At 63.4% G+C, this 16390-nt stretch carries 17 protein-coding genes and 1 riboswitch; of the genes, 5 read left to right on the forward strand and 12 right to left on the reverse strand.

The genetic code is table 11. The features are described 5' to 3' along the window. Window positions 1-104: 104 nt before the first annotated feature. On the forward strand, window positions 105-1436 hold the full coding sequence (locus AYJ54_RS13195) for an IS1182-like element ISBrsp8 family transposase (protein ID WP_076611642.1): 1332 nt from the start codon (window positions 105-107) through the stop codon (window positions 1434-1436). Window positions 1437-1545: 109 nt separating this feature from the next. Here the strand turns inward: AYJ54_RS13195 and AYJ54_RS13200 are convergent, their stop codons facing one another. Continuing rightward, window positions 1546-2241, reverse strand: coding sequence for a glutathione S-transferase family protein (locus tag AYJ54_RS13200; RefSeq protein WP_063699339.1), 696 nt, complete (start codon window positions 2239-2241; stop codon window positions 1546-1548). Between the two features lie 150 nt (window positions 2242-2391). Between AYJ54_RS13200 and AYJ54_RS13205 the strand changes: the two genes are divergently transcribed. Further along, window positions 2392-2829 carry a VOC family protein gene (locus AYJ54_RS13205; protein WP_063699340.1) on the forward strand — a complete coding sequence of 146 codons (438 nt, stop codon included), beginning with the start codon at window positions 2392-2394 and terminating at the stop codon, window positions 2827-2829. Between the two features lie 237 nt (window positions 2830-3066). Here the strand turns inward: AYJ54_RS13205 and AYJ54_RS13210 are convergent, their stop codons facing one another. The 8 genes from AYJ54_RS13210 to AYJ54_RS13250 all read right to left on the reverse strand — a co-directional run bounded on the left by AYJ54_RS13210 (window position 3067) and on the right by AYJ54_RS13250 (window position 10666). After that, window positions 3067-3597, reverse strand: a complete 531-nt coding sequence (locus tag AYJ54_RS13210) for a mismatch-specific DNA-glycosylase (RefSeq protein WP_063699341.1) — start codon at window positions 3595-3597, stop codon at window positions 3067-3069. 178 nt (window positions 3598-3775) lie between these two features. Then, a complete protein-coding gene (locus AYJ54_RS13215; RefSeq protein WP_063699342.1) occupies window positions 3776-4759 on the reverse strand; it encodes a DUF4062 domain-containing protein in 984 nt (327 codons plus the stop codon). A gap of 177 nt (window positions 4760-4936) precedes the next feature. Further along, on the reverse strand, window positions 4937-6835 hold the full coding sequence (gene thiC, locus AYJ54_RS13220; RefSeq protein ID WP_063699343.1) for a phosphomethylpyrimidine synthase ThiC: 1899 nt from the start codon (window positions 6833-6835) through the stop codon (window positions 4937-4939). A gap of 179 nt (window positions 6836-7014) precedes the next feature. Beyond that, window positions 7015-7623, reverse strand: a complete 609-nt coding sequence (locus AYJ54_RS13225) for a thiamine phosphate synthase (protein WP_063699344.1) — start codon at window positions 7621-7623, stop codon at window positions 7015-7017. Next, complete coding sequence (locus tag AYJ54_RS13230; protein ID WP_063699345.1) at window positions 7610-8392, reverse strand: thiazole synthase; 783 nt, start codon at window positions 8390-8392, stop codon at window positions 7610-7612. The genes AYJ54_RS13225 and AYJ54_RS13230 overlap by 14 nt, the downstream gene beginning before the upstream one ends. A gap of 319 nt (window positions 8393-8711) precedes the next feature. Next, complete coding sequence (gene thiS, locus AYJ54_RS13240; RefSeq protein ID WP_063699347.1) at window positions 8712-8909, reverse strand: sulfur carrier protein ThiS; 198 nt, start codon at window positions 8907-8909, stop codon at window positions 8712-8714. 7 nt (window positions 8910-8916) lie between these two features. Beyond that, window positions 8917-9927, reverse strand: coding sequence for an FAD-dependent oxidoreductase (locus tag AYJ54_RS13245; protein WP_063699348.1), 1011 nt, complete (start codon window positions 9925-9927; stop codon window positions 8917-8919). Further along, window positions 9915-10043, reverse strand: a riboswitch (TPP riboswitch). (Overlaps the previous gene by 13 nt.) An 89-nt stretch (window positions 10044-10132) precedes the next feature. After that, window positions 10133-10666, reverse strand: coding sequence for a transglycosylase SLT domain-containing protein (locus tag AYJ54_RS13250; protein ID WP_063699349.1), 534 nt, complete (start codon window positions 10664-10666; stop codon window positions 10133-10135). Window positions 10667-10901: 235 nt separating this feature from the next. Here AYJ54_RS13250 and AYJ54_RS13255 point away from each other — a divergent pair, with 235 nt between their 5' ends. Then, window positions 10902-11099 (forward strand): hypothetical protein, encoded by a 198-nt coding sequence (locus tag AYJ54_RS13255; RefSeq protein WP_136623666.1) that lies wholly within the window; start codon window positions 10902-10904, stop codon window positions 11097-11099. A 161-nt stretch (window positions 11100-11260) separates the two neighbouring features. On the opposite strand, the gene AYJ54_RS13260 is transcribed toward AYJ54_RS13255, so the two are convergent. Next, window positions 11261-12586 (reverse strand): ATP-binding protein, encoded by a 1326-nt coding sequence (locus AYJ54_RS13260; RefSeq protein ID WP_063699351.1) that lies wholly within the window; start codon window positions 12584-12586, stop codon window positions 11261-11263. A 13-nt stretch (window positions 12587-12599) separates the two neighbouring features. Next, window positions 12600-13340, reverse strand: coding sequence for a response regulator (locus AYJ54_RS13265; RefSeq protein WP_063699352.1), 741 nt, complete (start codon window positions 13338-13340; stop codon window positions 12600-12602). A gap of 179 nt (window positions 13341-13519) precedes the next feature. On the opposite strand from AYJ54_RS13265, the gene AYJ54_RS13270 reads away from it, so the two are divergent. After that, the gene (locus tag AYJ54_RS13270) at window positions 13520-14092 is read left to right on the forward strand and encodes a hypothetical protein (protein ID WP_063699353.1); all 573 of its coding nucleotides are present in this window, start codon (window positions 13520-13522) and stop codon (window positions 14090-14092) included. 227 nt (window positions 14093-14319) lie between these two features. Next, window positions 14320-14874: a PRC-barrel domain-containing protein gene (locus tag AYJ54_RS13275; RefSeq protein ID WP_063699354.1), complete on the forward strand. Its 555-nt coding sequence runs from the start codon at window positions 14320-14322 to the stop codon at window positions 14872-14874. Between the two features lie 100 nt (window positions 14875-14974). Here the strand turns inward: AYJ54_RS13275 and AYJ54_RS13280 are convergent, their stop codons facing one another. Further along, window positions 14975-16189, reverse strand: coding sequence for an ABC transporter substrate-binding protein (locus tag AYJ54_RS13280; RefSeq protein WP_063699355.1), 1215 nt, complete (start codon window positions 16187-16189; stop codon window positions 14975-14977). Between the last annotated feature and the right edge of the window lie 201 nt (window positions 16190-16390).

Here is a 16390-nt window from a genome sequence, read left to right on the forward strand (position 1 = left end):
GCTAACCCACCCTACGAGGCTGTGAATCTTTCATTTCGGCTGGGCGGATGTAGCGGAGATCAAGGCCGTCGTGATTCTCTGTGTGCCTTGATTCGGCGGAGGGGATGATGGCTGACGAAGAGCTATTTGGAGAGCTGCCGGAACAGGCGAAGCCGCGAGCAGGTGCAGAGCCGGTTGGAGCGCCGCGGCTGCGCGAGCCGATGCGTGACCAGATCGAACTGCGTGCCGTGGATATCGAGAGCCTGATCGGGCAAGAGCATCCGGCGCGCGTGATCTGGGCCTATGTTGAGGGGCTGGACCTGAGCGAGCTTGAGGATCGGGTCAAGGCGCGGGAGAATACGCCCGGTCATCCGCCGCCATCGCCACGACTGCTGCTGGCGCTTTGGCTTTACGCCACGAGCGATGGCGTGGGCAGCGCGCGTGCGCTGGACCGCCTCTGCGAGAGCCATGACGTCTATCGCTGGCTATGTGGCGGAGTGTCGATGAACTATCACACGCTGTCGGACTTCCGGGTCGGCTGTGCCGACCTGCTCGACCGCCTGCTGAGCGAGCATCTGGCGGCGCTGAGCAAGGCGGGGCTGGTCGATCTGGAGAAGTTGACCCAGGACGGGGTGCGGATACGGGCCAATGCGGGGACCGGATCGTTCCGGCGGGAGGCGACGCTGGATCGGCAGATGGCGCAGGCCCAGGCTGTGGTGGAGGAGCTCAAGCGCGAGGTCGATGCGGATCCGGAAGCCAGCAATCGGCGCATTCGGGCCGCGAGGGAGCGCGCGGCGCGCGAACGCAGCGAGCGGGTGCAGGCGGCGCAAGCGGCGCTGGCCGAGATCAAGCGCAAGCGAAAGCAGCTCGACGAGAAGGGCGGCAATGGCAAAAAGCCGAAGGAGGCGCGGGCCTCCACCACCGACCCGCAGGCGCGGGTGATGAAGATGGCGGATGCCGGCTTTCGTCCAGCCTACAACGTGCAGGTGGCCAGCGCGGCGGGCGAGCTGATCGTGGTCACGGTCGACGTCGACAACAATGGATCGGATCGCGGCCTGATGCGGCCGATGCTGGAACGAACGCGATCACTGCTGGGCCGCTTTCCCCGCCGCCACCTCGTCGATGGCGGTTTCTGCAGCGCCGAGGATATCGAGTGGGCGCATAGCGAAGGCATCGACATCTACTGTCCACCAACGCAGTCCAGGAGCGGTGTCGATCCTTATTTGCCCCGGCATGGCGACGGTCCGGGCGTGTTGGCCTGGCGTGCTCGCATGGCCAGCGAAGACGGCAAAGCTCAGTACCGAGCCCGTACGATCTGCGAATGCATACATGCCCGCTGGCGCAACTGGGACCTGCGGCAATTGACCGTCCGCGGTATCGAAAAGGTCCGCGCCGTCGTCCTCTGGTACGCGCTCACCAACAACATCCTGCAGGGCCACCATCTCGCCAAACCATAGTGGCACCCACAGTCCGCCTCGTCACAGCCCTCGGATCAACTCAACTCGCCATTTCCCTGCCGGCCAATCTCCGCAGATCCAATAGCTTCACAGGCTCTACGATCTGCGACTACGATCCGCTCACCGCCGCATGAATCCTCTCGCAATGCGAGACGAGGTTCTTGTGCGCATCGACGAACGCCTTCAGCGGCGTCGGTATCGGAAAAAAGTGGATGTTGGCGAGAAAGCCGTAGATGCCGGCATCGATGCTGGTCGGCGCCTCGCCATGCACGAAGCCCTGCGTGGGCACGATCTCGGCCAGCACCTCGAGATCGGCGAGTCCCCGCGCATAGGCCTGCTCGGGCGTGTAGCGGCCGATCCCCTGGAAGTAATAGCGCTGCGCGTTATAGGCCTTGGCCTTCTCCAGCCCCGCCGCATCGATCTGCGGATGCTGCGCCATGAAGGCATCGCAAAACGCAGGACAATAGCGGTCGTCCTTCCAGCGCGAATACGACATCACCCAGTAGAGATCGTCGAGCATGCGCGTAATGAGGTGATTGGTCCGGCGCTGCGCCGGCGACAGCGCGGCATCGATGGTCAGGCGATATTTTGCGATCGCGTGCGCGATGATCGTCTCGCTGTCACCGATCGTCTCGCCGTCGTCGACGACATAGGGAAGCTGCCCCCGCGGCGCGGCGGAGGCATCGAACAGGTGCGCGTGCACGAAGGGCACGCCCGCGAGCTTCAGGAAGGCGTAGACCTTGAGGCCATAACCGTTGTTGTCGGCGACGCCGAAGAGTTCGGGATAGGAATAGAGGGTCAGCATATGCGGGCTCCTCGACGGGCAACTCCGGGCCCATCATACAGGATGGCCAGGAAAAATGATCCCGCGCCTGTCGGATGCCCACCCTCCGGTTCGTCCTGTGAGCAGGCCCGCGCCTGCACGTCCCATCCCAAACCTGAGGACACCCGAAACATGACCTCCATCACGCCGTTTCTCTGGTTCGACAACAACGTCCCCGAGGCCGTCGCTTTCTACAAATCGGTGTTTCCCAACGCCAAGGTCGAGACCGTCAACGACTTCATGGCGGTGTTCGAGCTGGAAGGTCAGCGTTTCAACGCCCTCAATGGCGGGCCGAAATACCGCTTCAACGAGGCGGTGTCCTTCTTCATCAGCGTCGAGACCCAGGAGCAGGTCGACTATTTCTGGAGCCGCCTCACCGCGGACGGCGGTGAAGAATCCAGGTGCGGCTGGCTCAAGGACAAGTTCGGCCTGTCCTGGCAGGTCGTGCCGACCGCGCTCGGCCGCTATCTCGGCGACCCCGACCGCACCAAAGCGGGTCGCGTCATGCACGCCATGATGCAGATGAAGAAGATCGTGATCGCGGATCTGGACAGGGCGTATGCGGGGTGAGTGCGTAGCGAACTCGCGTAGAGTGGGTTAGCCGTGCGCGGTCGCATTTTGGCAGGACCACGTTGCCACATCCACGGTGTCGTCCCGGCGAAGGCCGGGACCCATACCGCGTGATCTATCAATCGTGGAAGGTCGGAGTACCGGACGGCGAATCTTCGCCAAACCACTCCCTGGGGTTATGGGTCCCGGCCTTCGCCGGGACGACGGCTGAACGTGGGGTGCCATCGCAAATCCATCTTACACCGCAATCCATGCCGCGAGCTCGCGCCATGGCCGCAGCGTCCAGTGGCCGGACGCCGCGCCGGACGGGGAGGCGAGTACGAACACGTCGGGCAGATTTTCTTCGGGTTGCTGCCGCCCGAGCGAGATCACGCCGGACGGCCTGCCATAAAACAGGCTCGCCGCCTTCTTGCTCGTGAACGCAACGGTCTTCGGCCGATATTTCTTGATCTTGGCCCTGAACCCGGGCACGTCGATCGATGCTGCCTCGATCTGGTGATCCATCCCTGCGCCCGACTTGGAGAGATCAGTGAAGCCGATCCCGAGCTCGAGCAGCTCTCTGAACTCGCTCGGCTGATAACGGCGCGGTGTGATGCCGGCCTCATGGATCGCCTGCCAGAAGCGGTTGCCGGGATGGGCGTAGTAGTGCCCGACGGCGGCCGAGCGCGTGCTGGCGGCGGTGCCGACGAAGACGAGGCGGAGGTCGGGGCGGAGCTGGTCGGGGAGGCGGTCGATAGTGGCTTCGCGTAAATTAAAAGTCCGCAGAATGCGTCGGAGCGCAACGAAACCTACGCTTGTTCGCCGACAATTGCGAGTTATCAGGTGTGCTATGGATTTTCGCTGGGTTCTACCCGTCTTACCAACCGCGCTGACCTGCTAGACGAGTTTCGCGTCGCATGAGCGAGGCGATATGTCGGAGACAACGGTACTATCTCAAGAGCGCCGCTCATTCATCTTCTGGCGGCTCTGAGGTCTTATAAGTTTCAGAGAGTTTCTCGTAGTCCTTGACGGCATATGTCTCGTGATTGGAAAGAAACTCTTTTATCTTCTCCTCAGAGAATTTCAGCTTTTGCAAGAAATCTTGCAGGTTGCTTGATTTTAGGAATGCGTCATACATCGCCGATCGACTAGGCCGCTTTCCAGGCTGGAACTCGGTATTAAAAATAAAATCGATCATCGATTCCCGCATGAACTTCGCGACTCGCGATTGCTCTAGCGTGCGATGCTGCTGTGAGATGATCGCCTTTGAACCCTTTTCATCTACCGATCGCAATATGGCTTCGTTATAGGTCCGCAAAGATTCCACCAGCTGCCGCATGTCTCGAATTTGCTCTTCGATATTGCGAAACCTCGTCAAATTAATGCGTTGCTTGAGAAAGTCAGAGAAAAGTCCCGCCCATTGATCGCGCAGCCAAGATGTCAGGTCCTCGAGCTTGCTAAATTCTCTTAGAAAATTATTGCGTCGTTGCGCATAAATGTCGTCGATCAGTTCGTATATCTTCACGTTATCAACAAAAGCATAGTTGATGGTCGGGTTTTCCTTGTTTGCTTTGTACGTGCTGTACTCCGCCAAGACCTGCGTGTCGACAAAAGCAAAAATAGGAATGTCCTTTTCGCGAGCCTTTTCATATTCCTTCTGTGTAACTGATCGTATCTTTCCAAAGAATCTCTCGGGGTCCTTCTCCAAAAGCTCCCGATCTTCTTTGCTCATCGAGCCGTATCGACCCCCTATAATCAAAACCAGCATGTCTGCAGTATCTATCTCTTGAAGGCATGACTGCTCCAAAAGACTATCGTGGTGGAAAGGGATGTCGCCTTTCTCGAATAAGATCGGATCATACCCGATTTGCTTTATGAACGCCTCTAGCCCGCCGCGGATGTACTTCAGGTCATAGTAAGTTGAGCTTACAAAAACTCTTGGACGAGCCATAGACGATCCCTTTACGCAACCTAGTTCGAGTTCTTGAAGAGTATCACAATGGAAAGTGATTCAATTAGAAGTAGCGTATCCGCGTGAGGAAAATCAGGCAAGAAGAAAGGCCAGGCTTTCGCCTGGCCCTTCTTCTTTCGATGCCCACCAAGCTACCCCACGGCGGAGTAGTACCCCTCACAGCGCCCGATTGCTCTCCTTCACCTTCTCCGCATCCAGATACACGCTGCTGCCCATTTCCTTGAACTTCTCGCTCATCTTGGCCATGCCGTCCTCGATGGTACCTTGCATCGACATGCCCACCGCCGCCGGATCGTTCAGCGTCGCCGCGTAGTCGCGCACGTCCTGCGTGATCTTCATCGAGCAGAACTTTGGGCCGCACATCGAGCAGAAATGGGCGACCTTGTGGGCTTCCTTCGGCAAGGTCTCGTCGTGGAAGCTCTTTGCGGTGTCCGGATCGAGGCCGAGGTTGAACTGGTCGGTCCAGCGGAATTCGAACCGGGCGCGGGACAGCGCGTCGTCGCGCAGCTGCGCGGCGGGGTGGCCCTTGGCGAGATCGGCGGCGTGGGCCGCGATCTTGTAGGTGATGACGCCGGTCTTGACGTCGTTGCGGTCGGGCAGGCCGAGATGCTCCTTCGGCGTGACGTAGCAGAGCATGGCGCAACCGAACCAGCCGATCATGGCGGCACCGATCCCGGAGGTGATGTGGTCATAGCCCGGCGCGATGTCGGTGGTCAGCGGCCCAAGCGTGTAGAACGGCGCCTCGCCGCACTCCTTGAGCTGCTTGTCCACGTTGATCTTGATCTTGTGCATCGGGATATGGCCGGGGCCTTCGATCATGACCTGGCAGCCCTTGTCCCACGCGATCTTGGTTAGTTCGCCGAGCGTCTCGAGTTCGGCGAACTGCGCGCGGTCGTTGGCGTCCGCGATCGAACCCGGGCGCAGGCCGTCGCCCAGCGAGAACGAGACGTCATACTTGCGCATGATGTCGCAGATCTCGTCGAAATGGGTGTAGAGGAAGCTCTCCTTGTGATGCGCCAGGCACCACTTCGCCATGATCGAGCCACCGCGCGACACGATGCCGGTGACGCGGTTGGCGGTGAGGTGGATGTATTGCAGGCGCACGCCGGCGTGGATGGTGAAATAGTCGACGCCCTGCTCGCACTGCTCGATCAGCGTGTCCTTGTAGAGTTCCCAGGTGAGCTGCACCGGATCGCCGTTGCACTTCTCCAGCGCCTGATAGATCGGCACGGTGCCGATCGGCACCGGCGAGTTGCGCAAGATCCATTCGCGCGTGGTGTGGATGTTGCGGCCCGTGGAGAGGTCCATCACGGTGTCGGCGCCCCAGCGGACCGCCCACACCATCTTCTCGACCTCCTCCTCGACCGACGAAGTCACCGCCGAGTTGCCGATATTGGCGTTGATCTTGGTCAGGAAGTTGCGGCCGATGATCATCGGCTCGAGCTCGGAATGGTTGATATTGGAGGGGATGATGGCGCGGCCGCGCGCGATCTCGCTGCGGACGAACTCGGGCGCGATGAAGGCTGGCACCGAGGCGCCAAAGCTTTCGCCGTCGGCGAGCACGGCTTCCGCGCGCTCGAGCTGTGCCTTGCGGCCAAGGTTCTCGCGCTCGGCGACGTAGATCATCTCCTTGGTGATGATGCCCGCGCGGGCGAATTCGAGCTGCGTGATCTTGTGGCCGTCGAGCCCGCGCAGCGGCTTGTGATAGGCGCTGAACGCACGCGCGGCCTTCTCGGCGGACACGCCGCCATTGTCCTCCGGCTTGATCGCGCGGCCGTCATATTCCTCGACGCCGCCGCGCTCCAGCACCCAGGCCTTGCGGTTGCGGGAGAGGCCGGCGTTGACGTCGATCGTGATGGACGGATCGGTGTAGGGGCCTGACGTGTCGTAGACCGGCAGGTTCGGCTCGCCCGCGCCTTCCGAGAGGATGATCTCGCGCAGCGGCACGCGCACGTCCGGCGCGGCCTCGGGCGTCGCAAAGATCTTGCGCGAGGAGGGCAGCGGGCCGGTGGTGACGGCGGGGATGGTCTTGTCGGGATTGGAGCGGATGTTCATGGGATCCTCCTTCTAATTCGTTGTGGCATCGCTGCGCGAGAGACAAGTACCGCTGTCATCCCCGCGAAGGCGGGGATCCAGTATTCCAGAGGCCGTGCCGTAATACGGAGAAGCCGCGGCGTACTGGATCGCCCGGTCAAGCCGGGCGATGACGGCGGAGTGTGTGGGGAGGGTACGCATCACGCCGCCTCCACGGATAGGCCGAGCCACTGCCGCACACGCGCATCGGGATCGGCGTTCTGGGTGACGTCGCTGACGACAGCGATGGAATCCGCGCCCGCGGCAAAAATCTCCGCGGCGTGCTCGAACTTGATGCCGCCGATCGCAACCAGCGGGATGTTGCCGACGCGCTTCTTCCATTCCGTGATCTTCGGAATGCCCTGCGGTTCGAAACGCATCGACTTCAGCGTGGTGAAGAAGATCGGGCCGAGCGCGACGTAGTCCGGCTTGGCCGCGAGCGCGGTCGCAAGCTCGGCGTCGTCATGGGTGGAGATGCCGAGCGTCAACCCGGCCTCGCGGATGGCTTTCACATCCGCATCGACCAGGTCCTCCTGGCCGAGATGCAGGTGCTGCGCGCCCGCGACGATCGCCGCGCGCCAGTAATCGTTCACCACCAGCTTTGCTTGCGTGCCCTTGGTGACCGCCAGCGCGTCGCTGACGATCTGCAGCGCGTCGGCGTCGTTCAGGTCCTTCGCGCGCAGCTGGATCGTGCCGACGCCGAGCTTTGTCAGGCGTTCGACCCAGGCGATGTTGTCGACGACGGGATAGAAGCGATCAGGATACGGCATGCCAGAACGGGGTCCCAACGACAGGGGTGGAGGGGGAAGCGAAGTCGCGGGCGTCCATCAGCCCGGCTTCAAAGGCGGTGCGGCCGGCCTCGACGCCGAGGCGGAAGGCGTTGGCCATCGCCACGGGATCGGCGGCTTTCGCGATCGCGGTATTGAGCAGCACGGCGTCGTAGCCGAGCTCGAGCGCCTGCGCCGCGTGGCTTGGCGCGCCGAGACCGGCATCGACAACCAGCGTGATGTCGGGCAGGCGCTCGCGCAGAAGCTTCAGCGCATCGCGGTTGGTGATGCCCTTGGCACTGCCGATTGGTGCTGCCCACGGCATCACCACCTTGCAGCCGGCATCGACGAGGCGGTTTGCGACCGAGAGATCCTCGGTGCAATAGGGGAACACCTCAAAACCGTCCTTGATCAGGATGGTGGCGGCTTCGACGAGGCCGACGACGTCGGGCTGCAGCGTGTCGTTGTCGGCGATCACCTCAAGCTTGATCCAGGAGGTGCCGAACAATTCGCGCGCGAGCTTGGCGGTCGTCACCGCCTCGCGCACGCTGCGGCAGCCGGCGGTGTTCGGCAGCACCGTGACATCGAGCTCGCGGATCAGATTCCAGAATGCGTCCCCCGTCTTGCCGCCGGCGGCCTCGCGCCGCAGCGACACCGTGACGATGCCCGCACCCGAGGCGCGGATCGCCGCCTGCATGACCGCGGGCGAGGGATAGAGCGCGCTTCCGATGAGGAGGCGGGAGGAGAATTGTTTGCCGTAGAAGGTCACCATGTCGAAGGTGTCTCCTTAAAGAATACCGTCGTCCCGGCGAAGGCCGGGACCCATAACCACAGGCTTGTGTTGTGACGGTCGGTGTTTCCGCAATTGTAGCTGTCATCCCCGCGAAAGCGGGGATCCAGTATTCCAGAGGCCGTTTCGTAATACGGAGGAGCCGCGGCGTACCGGATCGCCCGGTCCCGGCTCCGCCAAGGCTTCGCCGGGCCACAAGGGTGCTCGGCCGCCGAAGCTTGAGCGAAGGCGGCAAGCCGGGCGACGACGCCGGAGTGTGTGGCCTGCGCCAGCGACGTGGGGATGGAGTGTGCCGTCATCCTCACCCTCCCTGCCGCGGCGTGATGATCTCGATCTCGTCGCCGGCCTTGAGTTGCGTCTCGGCCCAGCGGCTCTTCGGGACCACGTCGTAGTTCAGCGCGATCGCGAAATGCGTGCCCTCGTAATCGAGCTCGGCGAGCAGCGCATCCACGCTTGCCGAGTTCACCTCGCGTTGCTCGCCGTTAATTATCAAACGCATTGGACGATCACGCGCATTGCATCACCTCATTGTCGATCTGGCCGCGCTGGACATAGGCAAGCGTCAACTCGGCGAGCGCCGGCGCGATCAGGAAGCCGTGGCGATAGAGCCCGTTGATGGCGATCCTGTCGCCGCGAACACCGATGCGCGGCAAATTGTCGGGGTAGGCGGGGCGAAGGCCCGAGCCGAATTCGACGATGCGAGCCTCGCCGAAGGCCGGATGCACCGCATAGGCCGCACCCAAGAGCTCCAGCGCCGAGCGCACGCTGACGCCGGTGTCCTCGGCCTCGATCGATGTCGCGCCCAGCATGAACAGATTGTCCTCGCGCGGGATCACGTAAAGCGGCCAACGTGGATGGATCAGCCGCACGGGGCGCGCAAGCTGCACCTCGTTGGTCTCGATCAAAATCATCTCGCCCTTGACGCCGCGCAGCTCGGATTGTTCCTCGCGCGCGGCCAGGCCGCGGCAGTCGATCACGATGCCGTCGAGATCGGCGGCACTGACGCGGCTTTCAAACTTGATGGTGCCGCCGGCGGCGCGGATGCGCTCATGCAGCTTCGGCAACACGCGGCGCGGCTCGACATGCCCCTCGGTCGGGAAGAACAGCGCCTCGCGGAAGCGGCCCTCGAGCGATGGCTCGAGCGCGGCGAGGGCGGCTGCATCGAGCCGCCGATGGCCCTCCGTCATGCGCGCGAAGCGCTCAAAATCGGTACGCTCGCGCGGATGCGCCACGACGAGGGAACCGTTGAACGGGGTATCCGGCAGCTCGCGCCGCCAGATGTCGAGCGAACGCAGGCCGAGCCGGCTGATGATGGGTTCGGCGACCTCGGCCTCGCAATAGGGCGCGAGCATGCCGCCGGCCCAGTGACTGGTGGAGTCCGTCATCGCGGCGTCACCGCGCTCGTGCAAGGTCACGGCGTGGCCGGCCTGTGCGAACAGCAGCGCCTGCCACGCTCCTGCAATGCCTGCGCCGATGATGGATACCGGGGAATCCGGTCGCTTGGTGGTCTGGTACATCCCTGTCCCTTCGCCGGCATGACCCGGATCAGGTTCAAAGGGTCACCGCGGTCCTGAGCCTTCTGACCCATTTAGCGGTATCTCAGCTCCTCCTCGGAGCACCCCTCGGAACGGCACTAATGTATGCCAGTGACAGCCTGTGTCAACGCACTAGCCGCAGGCCAGTCATTCCGGGATGGTGCAGAACACTGCCCCGGAATGACGATCAGTCGTTTGGAACCTGCGCCCGCGCGTTGCGCACGCGCTGCGCGACTTTCCGGTGCGGCACGGCGCCAAATATCGGCTGCGGGTTGCCGTTCGGCTCGAGCCAGGTCTCGTTACTTGCCTGTTGCACCATCTCCTGCCGCTGCCGCTTTGCGGCGTAGTAATAGCCGCCCGCATAATAACGAATGGCTCGCGCGTGGTCGCCGTTGGCGGCGTGATAGGCGCCGGCGAGATATTTCACGGCGTAGGTGAGGTTGGTGTTGGGATCGCGCAGGCCGGCGGCATCGCCGGTGTAGCCGAGCCCGCGGGCGGTCGCGAGCTTGATCTGCATCAGCCCGATCGTGCCGCCGCGACCGATCAGATGCGGCTGGTAGCGGCTTTCGCGCATGATGACGCGGTGCACCAGCGCTTCCGGCACGCCATTGGCGCGCGCATGAGCTGCGACCATCTCGGCGTACTCGCTTTCACCAGCCTGCGCCGCCTGCGCCACCATCAGCCCGGCCGCGACGAGCGCGGCGATACGCAAAATTTTCATCGAAATGTTCCTCGGCAGAACGGACCTGCGCCTGTGCGCGTTAGGCCGTGGGAACGCGGCGATGATGTGGCGAAACGACGCCATCGGCAATTTTGGGCGCGCCGTCGTTTTTACGACTTAAACCTAGGTTAAGAGTGAAGTTGGCGGAGTGCCGTACGCGGCAGCGGGCCTGTCCATTCGCGCATCCGCCCAAGCCAAAAATGGCTAGTCAAAACCAGCAATTTGGGAGACGTCCATGACCAGAGCAGACATCGACATCCCCAAGCATAACCCTTGTGCCCAGTGCGGTACGCCGATCGCGAAGCCCGACTGGATTGAGCCGGGCGAGGGCCGCGTCTCCTATCTCTGGACGTGCCGCGCCTGCGGCTATCGCTTCGAGGCGGTGGCGATCTTCGATTCTTCTTCCATCGAACATCCGCCGCTCGCGGCCTGAGCCGCGTTGCTGCACATTGCGATCTCTCACCTCTCCCATAGGGAGAGGTCGGCGCGAAGCGCCGGGTGAGGGGTTGCGCTCTCTCGTGGGACCTGCACCCCCTCACCCGATTTGCTGCGCAAATCGACCTCTCTCCGCTGGGGAGAGGTGAAGTAGATGCATCACGCCGCGAGCCGCGGCTGCTGCCACACCGGCAATTGCATCCGTACGATCAGCCCGTGCGGCTCGCGGTCGTGCAGCGACAGATCGCCGCCATGAGCGAGCGCAATCGCGCGCGCGATCGACAGGCCCAGCCCGAAGCCGGTCGAGTCGTCCATTGTGCGCGCGTCGTCGCCGCGCACGAACGGCTCCAGCATCTCCTGCTTGCGCGCATCCGAAATGCCGGGGCCATCGTCCTCGACATCGATGATGAGCTTGCTGCCCTCGACGTCGAGGCGGATCGTGACTTCGGCGCCGAAGCGCACGGCATTCTCGACGAGATTGGTGATGCCGCGGTGCAGGTCGTCGGGACGTGCGACGGCGGTCGCCGATGCCGGGCCGTCATAGTGCACGACGTGGCCCATGTCGCCGAACTGGTCGGCGACGAGCTGGAGCGTGCTTGCGATGTCGACCAGGGTCACCGCCTCCATCTTGCGGTCGTTGCGCAAGAGCGACAGCACGGATTCCAGCATCGAGCGCATCTGGTCGAGATCGATCAGCATGCGCTTGCGGTTGCCTTCGTCCTCGATGAACTCGGCGCGCAGCCTTAAGCGCGTGATCGGGGTGCGCAGATCGTGGCTGATCGCGGCCAGCATCCTGGTGCGATCGGACATCAGCCGCGCGATCCGCTCATGCATGCGGTTGAGTGCGCGCGCGACCTGGCGGATCTCCTCCGGGCCGCGCTCGGGCAGCGGCTCGGCCGTGCCGTCGAGGCTGAAATTCTCGGCGGCCTTGGCGAAGGACGACAGCGGCGTGGCCAGCGCACGCGCGGCCCACAGGCCGAGCACGGTGACGCAGATGAAGGCGGTCATCAGCGTCATCAGCCAGGGCGCGCCCCAGAACCACGGACGCGGACCGTTGTCCACGCGGCCCGCGACCATGGTGCCGTCGGGCAATTCGACGCCGATACGGCGCACGCCGCCGTCGGGGGCAAGCTGCACCACCTTGTAGCCGCGGCCGAGGTGACGGCGGATCCCGTGCAAATGTGCACTTTCGCTCTCCTCGACGGTCGTCGCCGTACCGGGCGCGAGCGTCTCGATGCCGAGCTTGGGGAAGGCGCGCGCGAGATCGGCGATGAGGCGCGGCCGCTCGCTCTCGCTGGCCGAGCCGAGCAGCAGCGCGGCATCGGTCAATTGATGGGCGCCGTCCGGCGGCGTGTCCGGGCGGTCCGGCCGGCTGATCAGGAAGGCGGTGGTGACGACGAGATGGAGCGCCACCGTCGAAGCCAGGACGAGCGCGGCGATCTGCCCGCCGATGCCCTTGAGATGGAAGAACCCGATCGGCTTCATGGCCGGCGCCGCCTCAATTGCTCAGGGGCGCCGTGACCGCTTCCGTCCTTGGCGTGAACAAATAGCCGCCCGAGCGGACCGTCTTGATGATGGTCGGGTCCTGCGGATTGGGCTCGATCTTGCGGCGGATGCGGCTGACCAGCACGTCGATCGAGCGCTCGAACGAACCGGTGTTGCGCCCCTGCGTGAGGTCGAGCAGGCTGTCGCGCGACAGCACGCGGCCGGGCCGCTCGCAGAACGTGCGGAGCAGGTCGAACTCGGCGCTGGTCACCGCGACGCGCGCGCCTTCGGGGTTGCGCAATTCGCGCAGCCGCAGGTCGATGCGCCAGCCCTCGAAGGCCAGCGTGCTCGCGCCTTCGATCGAGCTTGCGGCCTGGGCCGCCGCCTGGCGGCGCAGCACCGCGTTGATGCGCGCGAGCAGCTCGCGCGGGTTGAACGGCTTCGGCAAATAGTCGTCCGCGCCCATCTCCAGGCCGACGATGCGGTCGACATCCTCGCCGCGCGCGGTCAGCATGATGATCGGCGTCTGTGCCTCCGAGCGCACCTTTCGGCACAGGCTCAGGCCGTCCTCGCCGGGCAGCATGACGTCGAGGATGATGAGGTCGACGCGGTGATCGGCCATGGCGCGCGCCATCTCGCGCCCGTCGCTCACGGCGGTGACGTTGCAGGCATTGTTGCGCAGGTACTTCGCAATCAACGTCCGGGTTTCGCGGTCGTCCTCGACGACCAGGATGTTGGGATTGAGAATGGCCATGAGCTTTGTTTGTCCAAGATTCGGGCCGAATGGCGAATATTTTTGTTTCCGTTTGTTTCTGGCTGCGCTGATCGCAACACCCGGCAACAGCCGGACTGGGGAACGGCAAGGTCTCGTTAAGAGCGTTAACCATACCGTCAAACCGTCGCGCAAGATACCGTAGAAACCCCGGAGCCATCATGAGCACGATCGCGTCGCTCTCAAGCAGCAGCTACCAGTCGCCGCTACAGCGGCTACAGCAGGAATTGCAATCGGAAGTCTCCGCCGGCACGATCTCGTCGTCGGACCAGTCCGCGCTCTCGACGGCGCTCAACGACATCGACACTGCGCTCCAGCAGAGCCGCGCCAGCGACGAGTCCAGCGGCACGCGTCCCTCGAAGGACGACATGAAGTCGAAGATCGATGACCTCATCTCCAACGAGGTCGCGAACGGGACGTTGACCTCCGACCAGGCCGACGAGCTCAAGGGCGTGTTCGAGGCCACGTTCTCCAAGGGCCCGCAGGGCGCAGGTGGCGCGGGCGGACCGCCGCCCGGTCCGCCGCCGTCGGATGACAGCTCCGACTCGTCCTCGCCCACGGACTCGACGAGCAGCACCTCGAGCGACCAGACCACGGCCGAGATCCTTCAGCAGTTTCTCCAGGCACTCCAGCAGTCGCAGTCGTCGACCACGGGTTACGGCGCAAATGGCAGCTCGACGAACTCGTCGAGCAGCTCGGACTTTTCCGCGCTTCTGATCGACTACAAGAGCTGACCTGGGCGACGCAGGTTGGCGCGTTCCTCGCCGCGATCATGCTTCTTCCCAGGGCGCGTGACCGTCGGCGGGGAACCGTGCGTCGCGAACGTTCCTGCGTGATTGCGGAACATTCATCGCAATGCGGCGGCACGCGAAAGTAGCAGCGAAATTGCCGCACGGTCGGAACTGCGACTGATCGAGGCTGTTTTCTCCGCACAAGGTTTCTTGTTGAAGGAGAGGACAACATGTTGATCAAATCGATCGCGGCCGGCCTCGCCGGGACCGCGCTACTGGCGACTGTAGCGTTTGCACAGTCGCCGACCGCCACCGGCGACAAGGCGCCGCCGGCGGCCACCGCGACAACCACGAGCACCTCGGCGTCGAACGAGTGGCGTGCATCGAAGATGTCTGGCCTGAGGGTCTACAACGACGCCAACGAGAACATCGGCTCGATCAACGATCTGCTGATGGACAAGAGCGGCAACATCAAGATCGCCGTGATCGGCGTCGGCGGCTTCCTCGGCATGGGCGAGCATCTGGTCGCCGTGCCCTACGAAAAGCTGAAGTTCTCCGACGAGGCCATCGCTTACTCCAGCACCGCCACGAACCCGCCGGGCGCCCCGGGCGCCCCGGGCGCCAAGCCCCCTGCCTCCACGACGACAGGCGCTGCGACCGGCACCGACAAGACCGCGACGACCACGACCAAGTCGTCCTCGTCGAAGTGGTATCCGGACCATGCCGTGTTCAACGCGAGCAAGGACGAACTGAAGAACATGCCAGAGTTCAAGTACTCGGAGTAATGCGGTCCAGCTGACGGTCGAAACGAAGCGCGCCCGGCGAAAGCCGGGCGCGTTGTCGTATTGCTTTCACCTCACCGCAGGCGGGAGAGGGAGAAGATACTCAATTCCCCTTCACCAGCGGGCAGCCGCCTTTGTCGAGCGGGCGGAACGCTTCGTCGCCGGGCACTGAGGCGATCAGCTTGTAGAGGTCCCACTCGCCCTTGGACTCCTCGGGCTTCTTGACCTCGAACAGATACATGTCGTGGACCATGCGGCCGTCGATGCGGATCTTGCCGTTCTTGGCGAAGAAATCATTGATCGGCGTGGCGCGCATCTGATCCATGACCTTGGGCGCCTCGTCGGTCTTGATGGCGTCGATCGCCTTCAGATAGTGCATGGTCGCCGAATAAAGGCCCGCCTGGATCATGGTCGGCATGTGGCCGACCTTCTCGTTGAAGCGCTTCGAGAAGGCGCGCGTTTCGTCGTTCATGTCCCAGTAGAACGCGTCGGTGACGATCAGGCCTTGCGTCGCCTTGATGCCGAGCGAATGCGTGTCCGTGATCTCCTGCAGGAGCGCGATCATCTTCTGGCCGCCTTGCGTCAGACCGAATTCGGCCGCCTGCTTCAGCGCGTTGGTGGTGTCGCCACCGGCATTCGCCAGCGCGACCACCTTGGCCTTGGAGGCCTGGGCCTGGAGCAGGAAGGAGGAGAAGTCGGACGAGTTGAGCGGATGGCGCACGTCGCCGAGCACCTTGCCGCCGCTCTCCTTGACCACGTTGGCGGCGTCACGCTCGAGCGCCATGCCGAAGGCGTAGTCGGCGGTCACGAAGAACCAGGTGTCCTCGCCGCGCTTCACCATCGCCTTGCCTGCGACGTTCGACAGCGCGTAGGTGTCGTAGGTCCAGTGCACCGTGTTGGGCGAACATTGCGCGCCGGTGATGTCGGACGAGCCGCCGCCGGAATTGATGTGGATCTTGTTCTTCTCGCGGGTCAGCGCCGAGATCGGCAGTGCCACCGAGGAGGTCGGCACGTCGAAGATCGCATCGACCTTGTCGTTGTCGTACCAGTTACGGGCGATGTTGACGCCGACGTCCGGCTTGTTCTGGTGGTCGGCCGCGATCACCTGCACCGGCTTGCCGGCGACTTTGGCGCCGTAATCGGCGACCGCCATCTCCACGGCGGCGAGCGAGCCCTTGCCGGTCGCGTCCGCATAGAGGCTCGACATGTCCGTGAGCACGCCGATCTTGACGACGTCATCAGAAATCTGCGCGTGTGCCGTGCCGCTGGTGGCGGCAATGGCGAGACCGGCCGCGACAGCGGCGAAGAGTTTGTGCATGGTTGTTTTTCTCCCTGTGAGTTGTTCTTTGGGCTTCGTTGCAGGCCCCTTCTAGCCGCAATCGAAGTCGCCAGCAAAGCCAACAGCGCGGGAGGCGGTTGAGAATAAGTAGTAGGGGGTGAGCGGTGTTTCTTTGCCTCTCCCCGCTTGCGGGGAGAGGCCGCATCGCATCGAAGATGCGATGCGGGTGAGGGGGACTCT

This window comes from Bradyrhizobium centrolobii, assembly GCF_001641635.1.
Lineage (GTDB): Bacteria > Pseudomonadota > Alphaproteobacteria > Rhizobiales > Xanthobacteraceae > Bradyrhizobium > Bradyrhizobium centrolobii.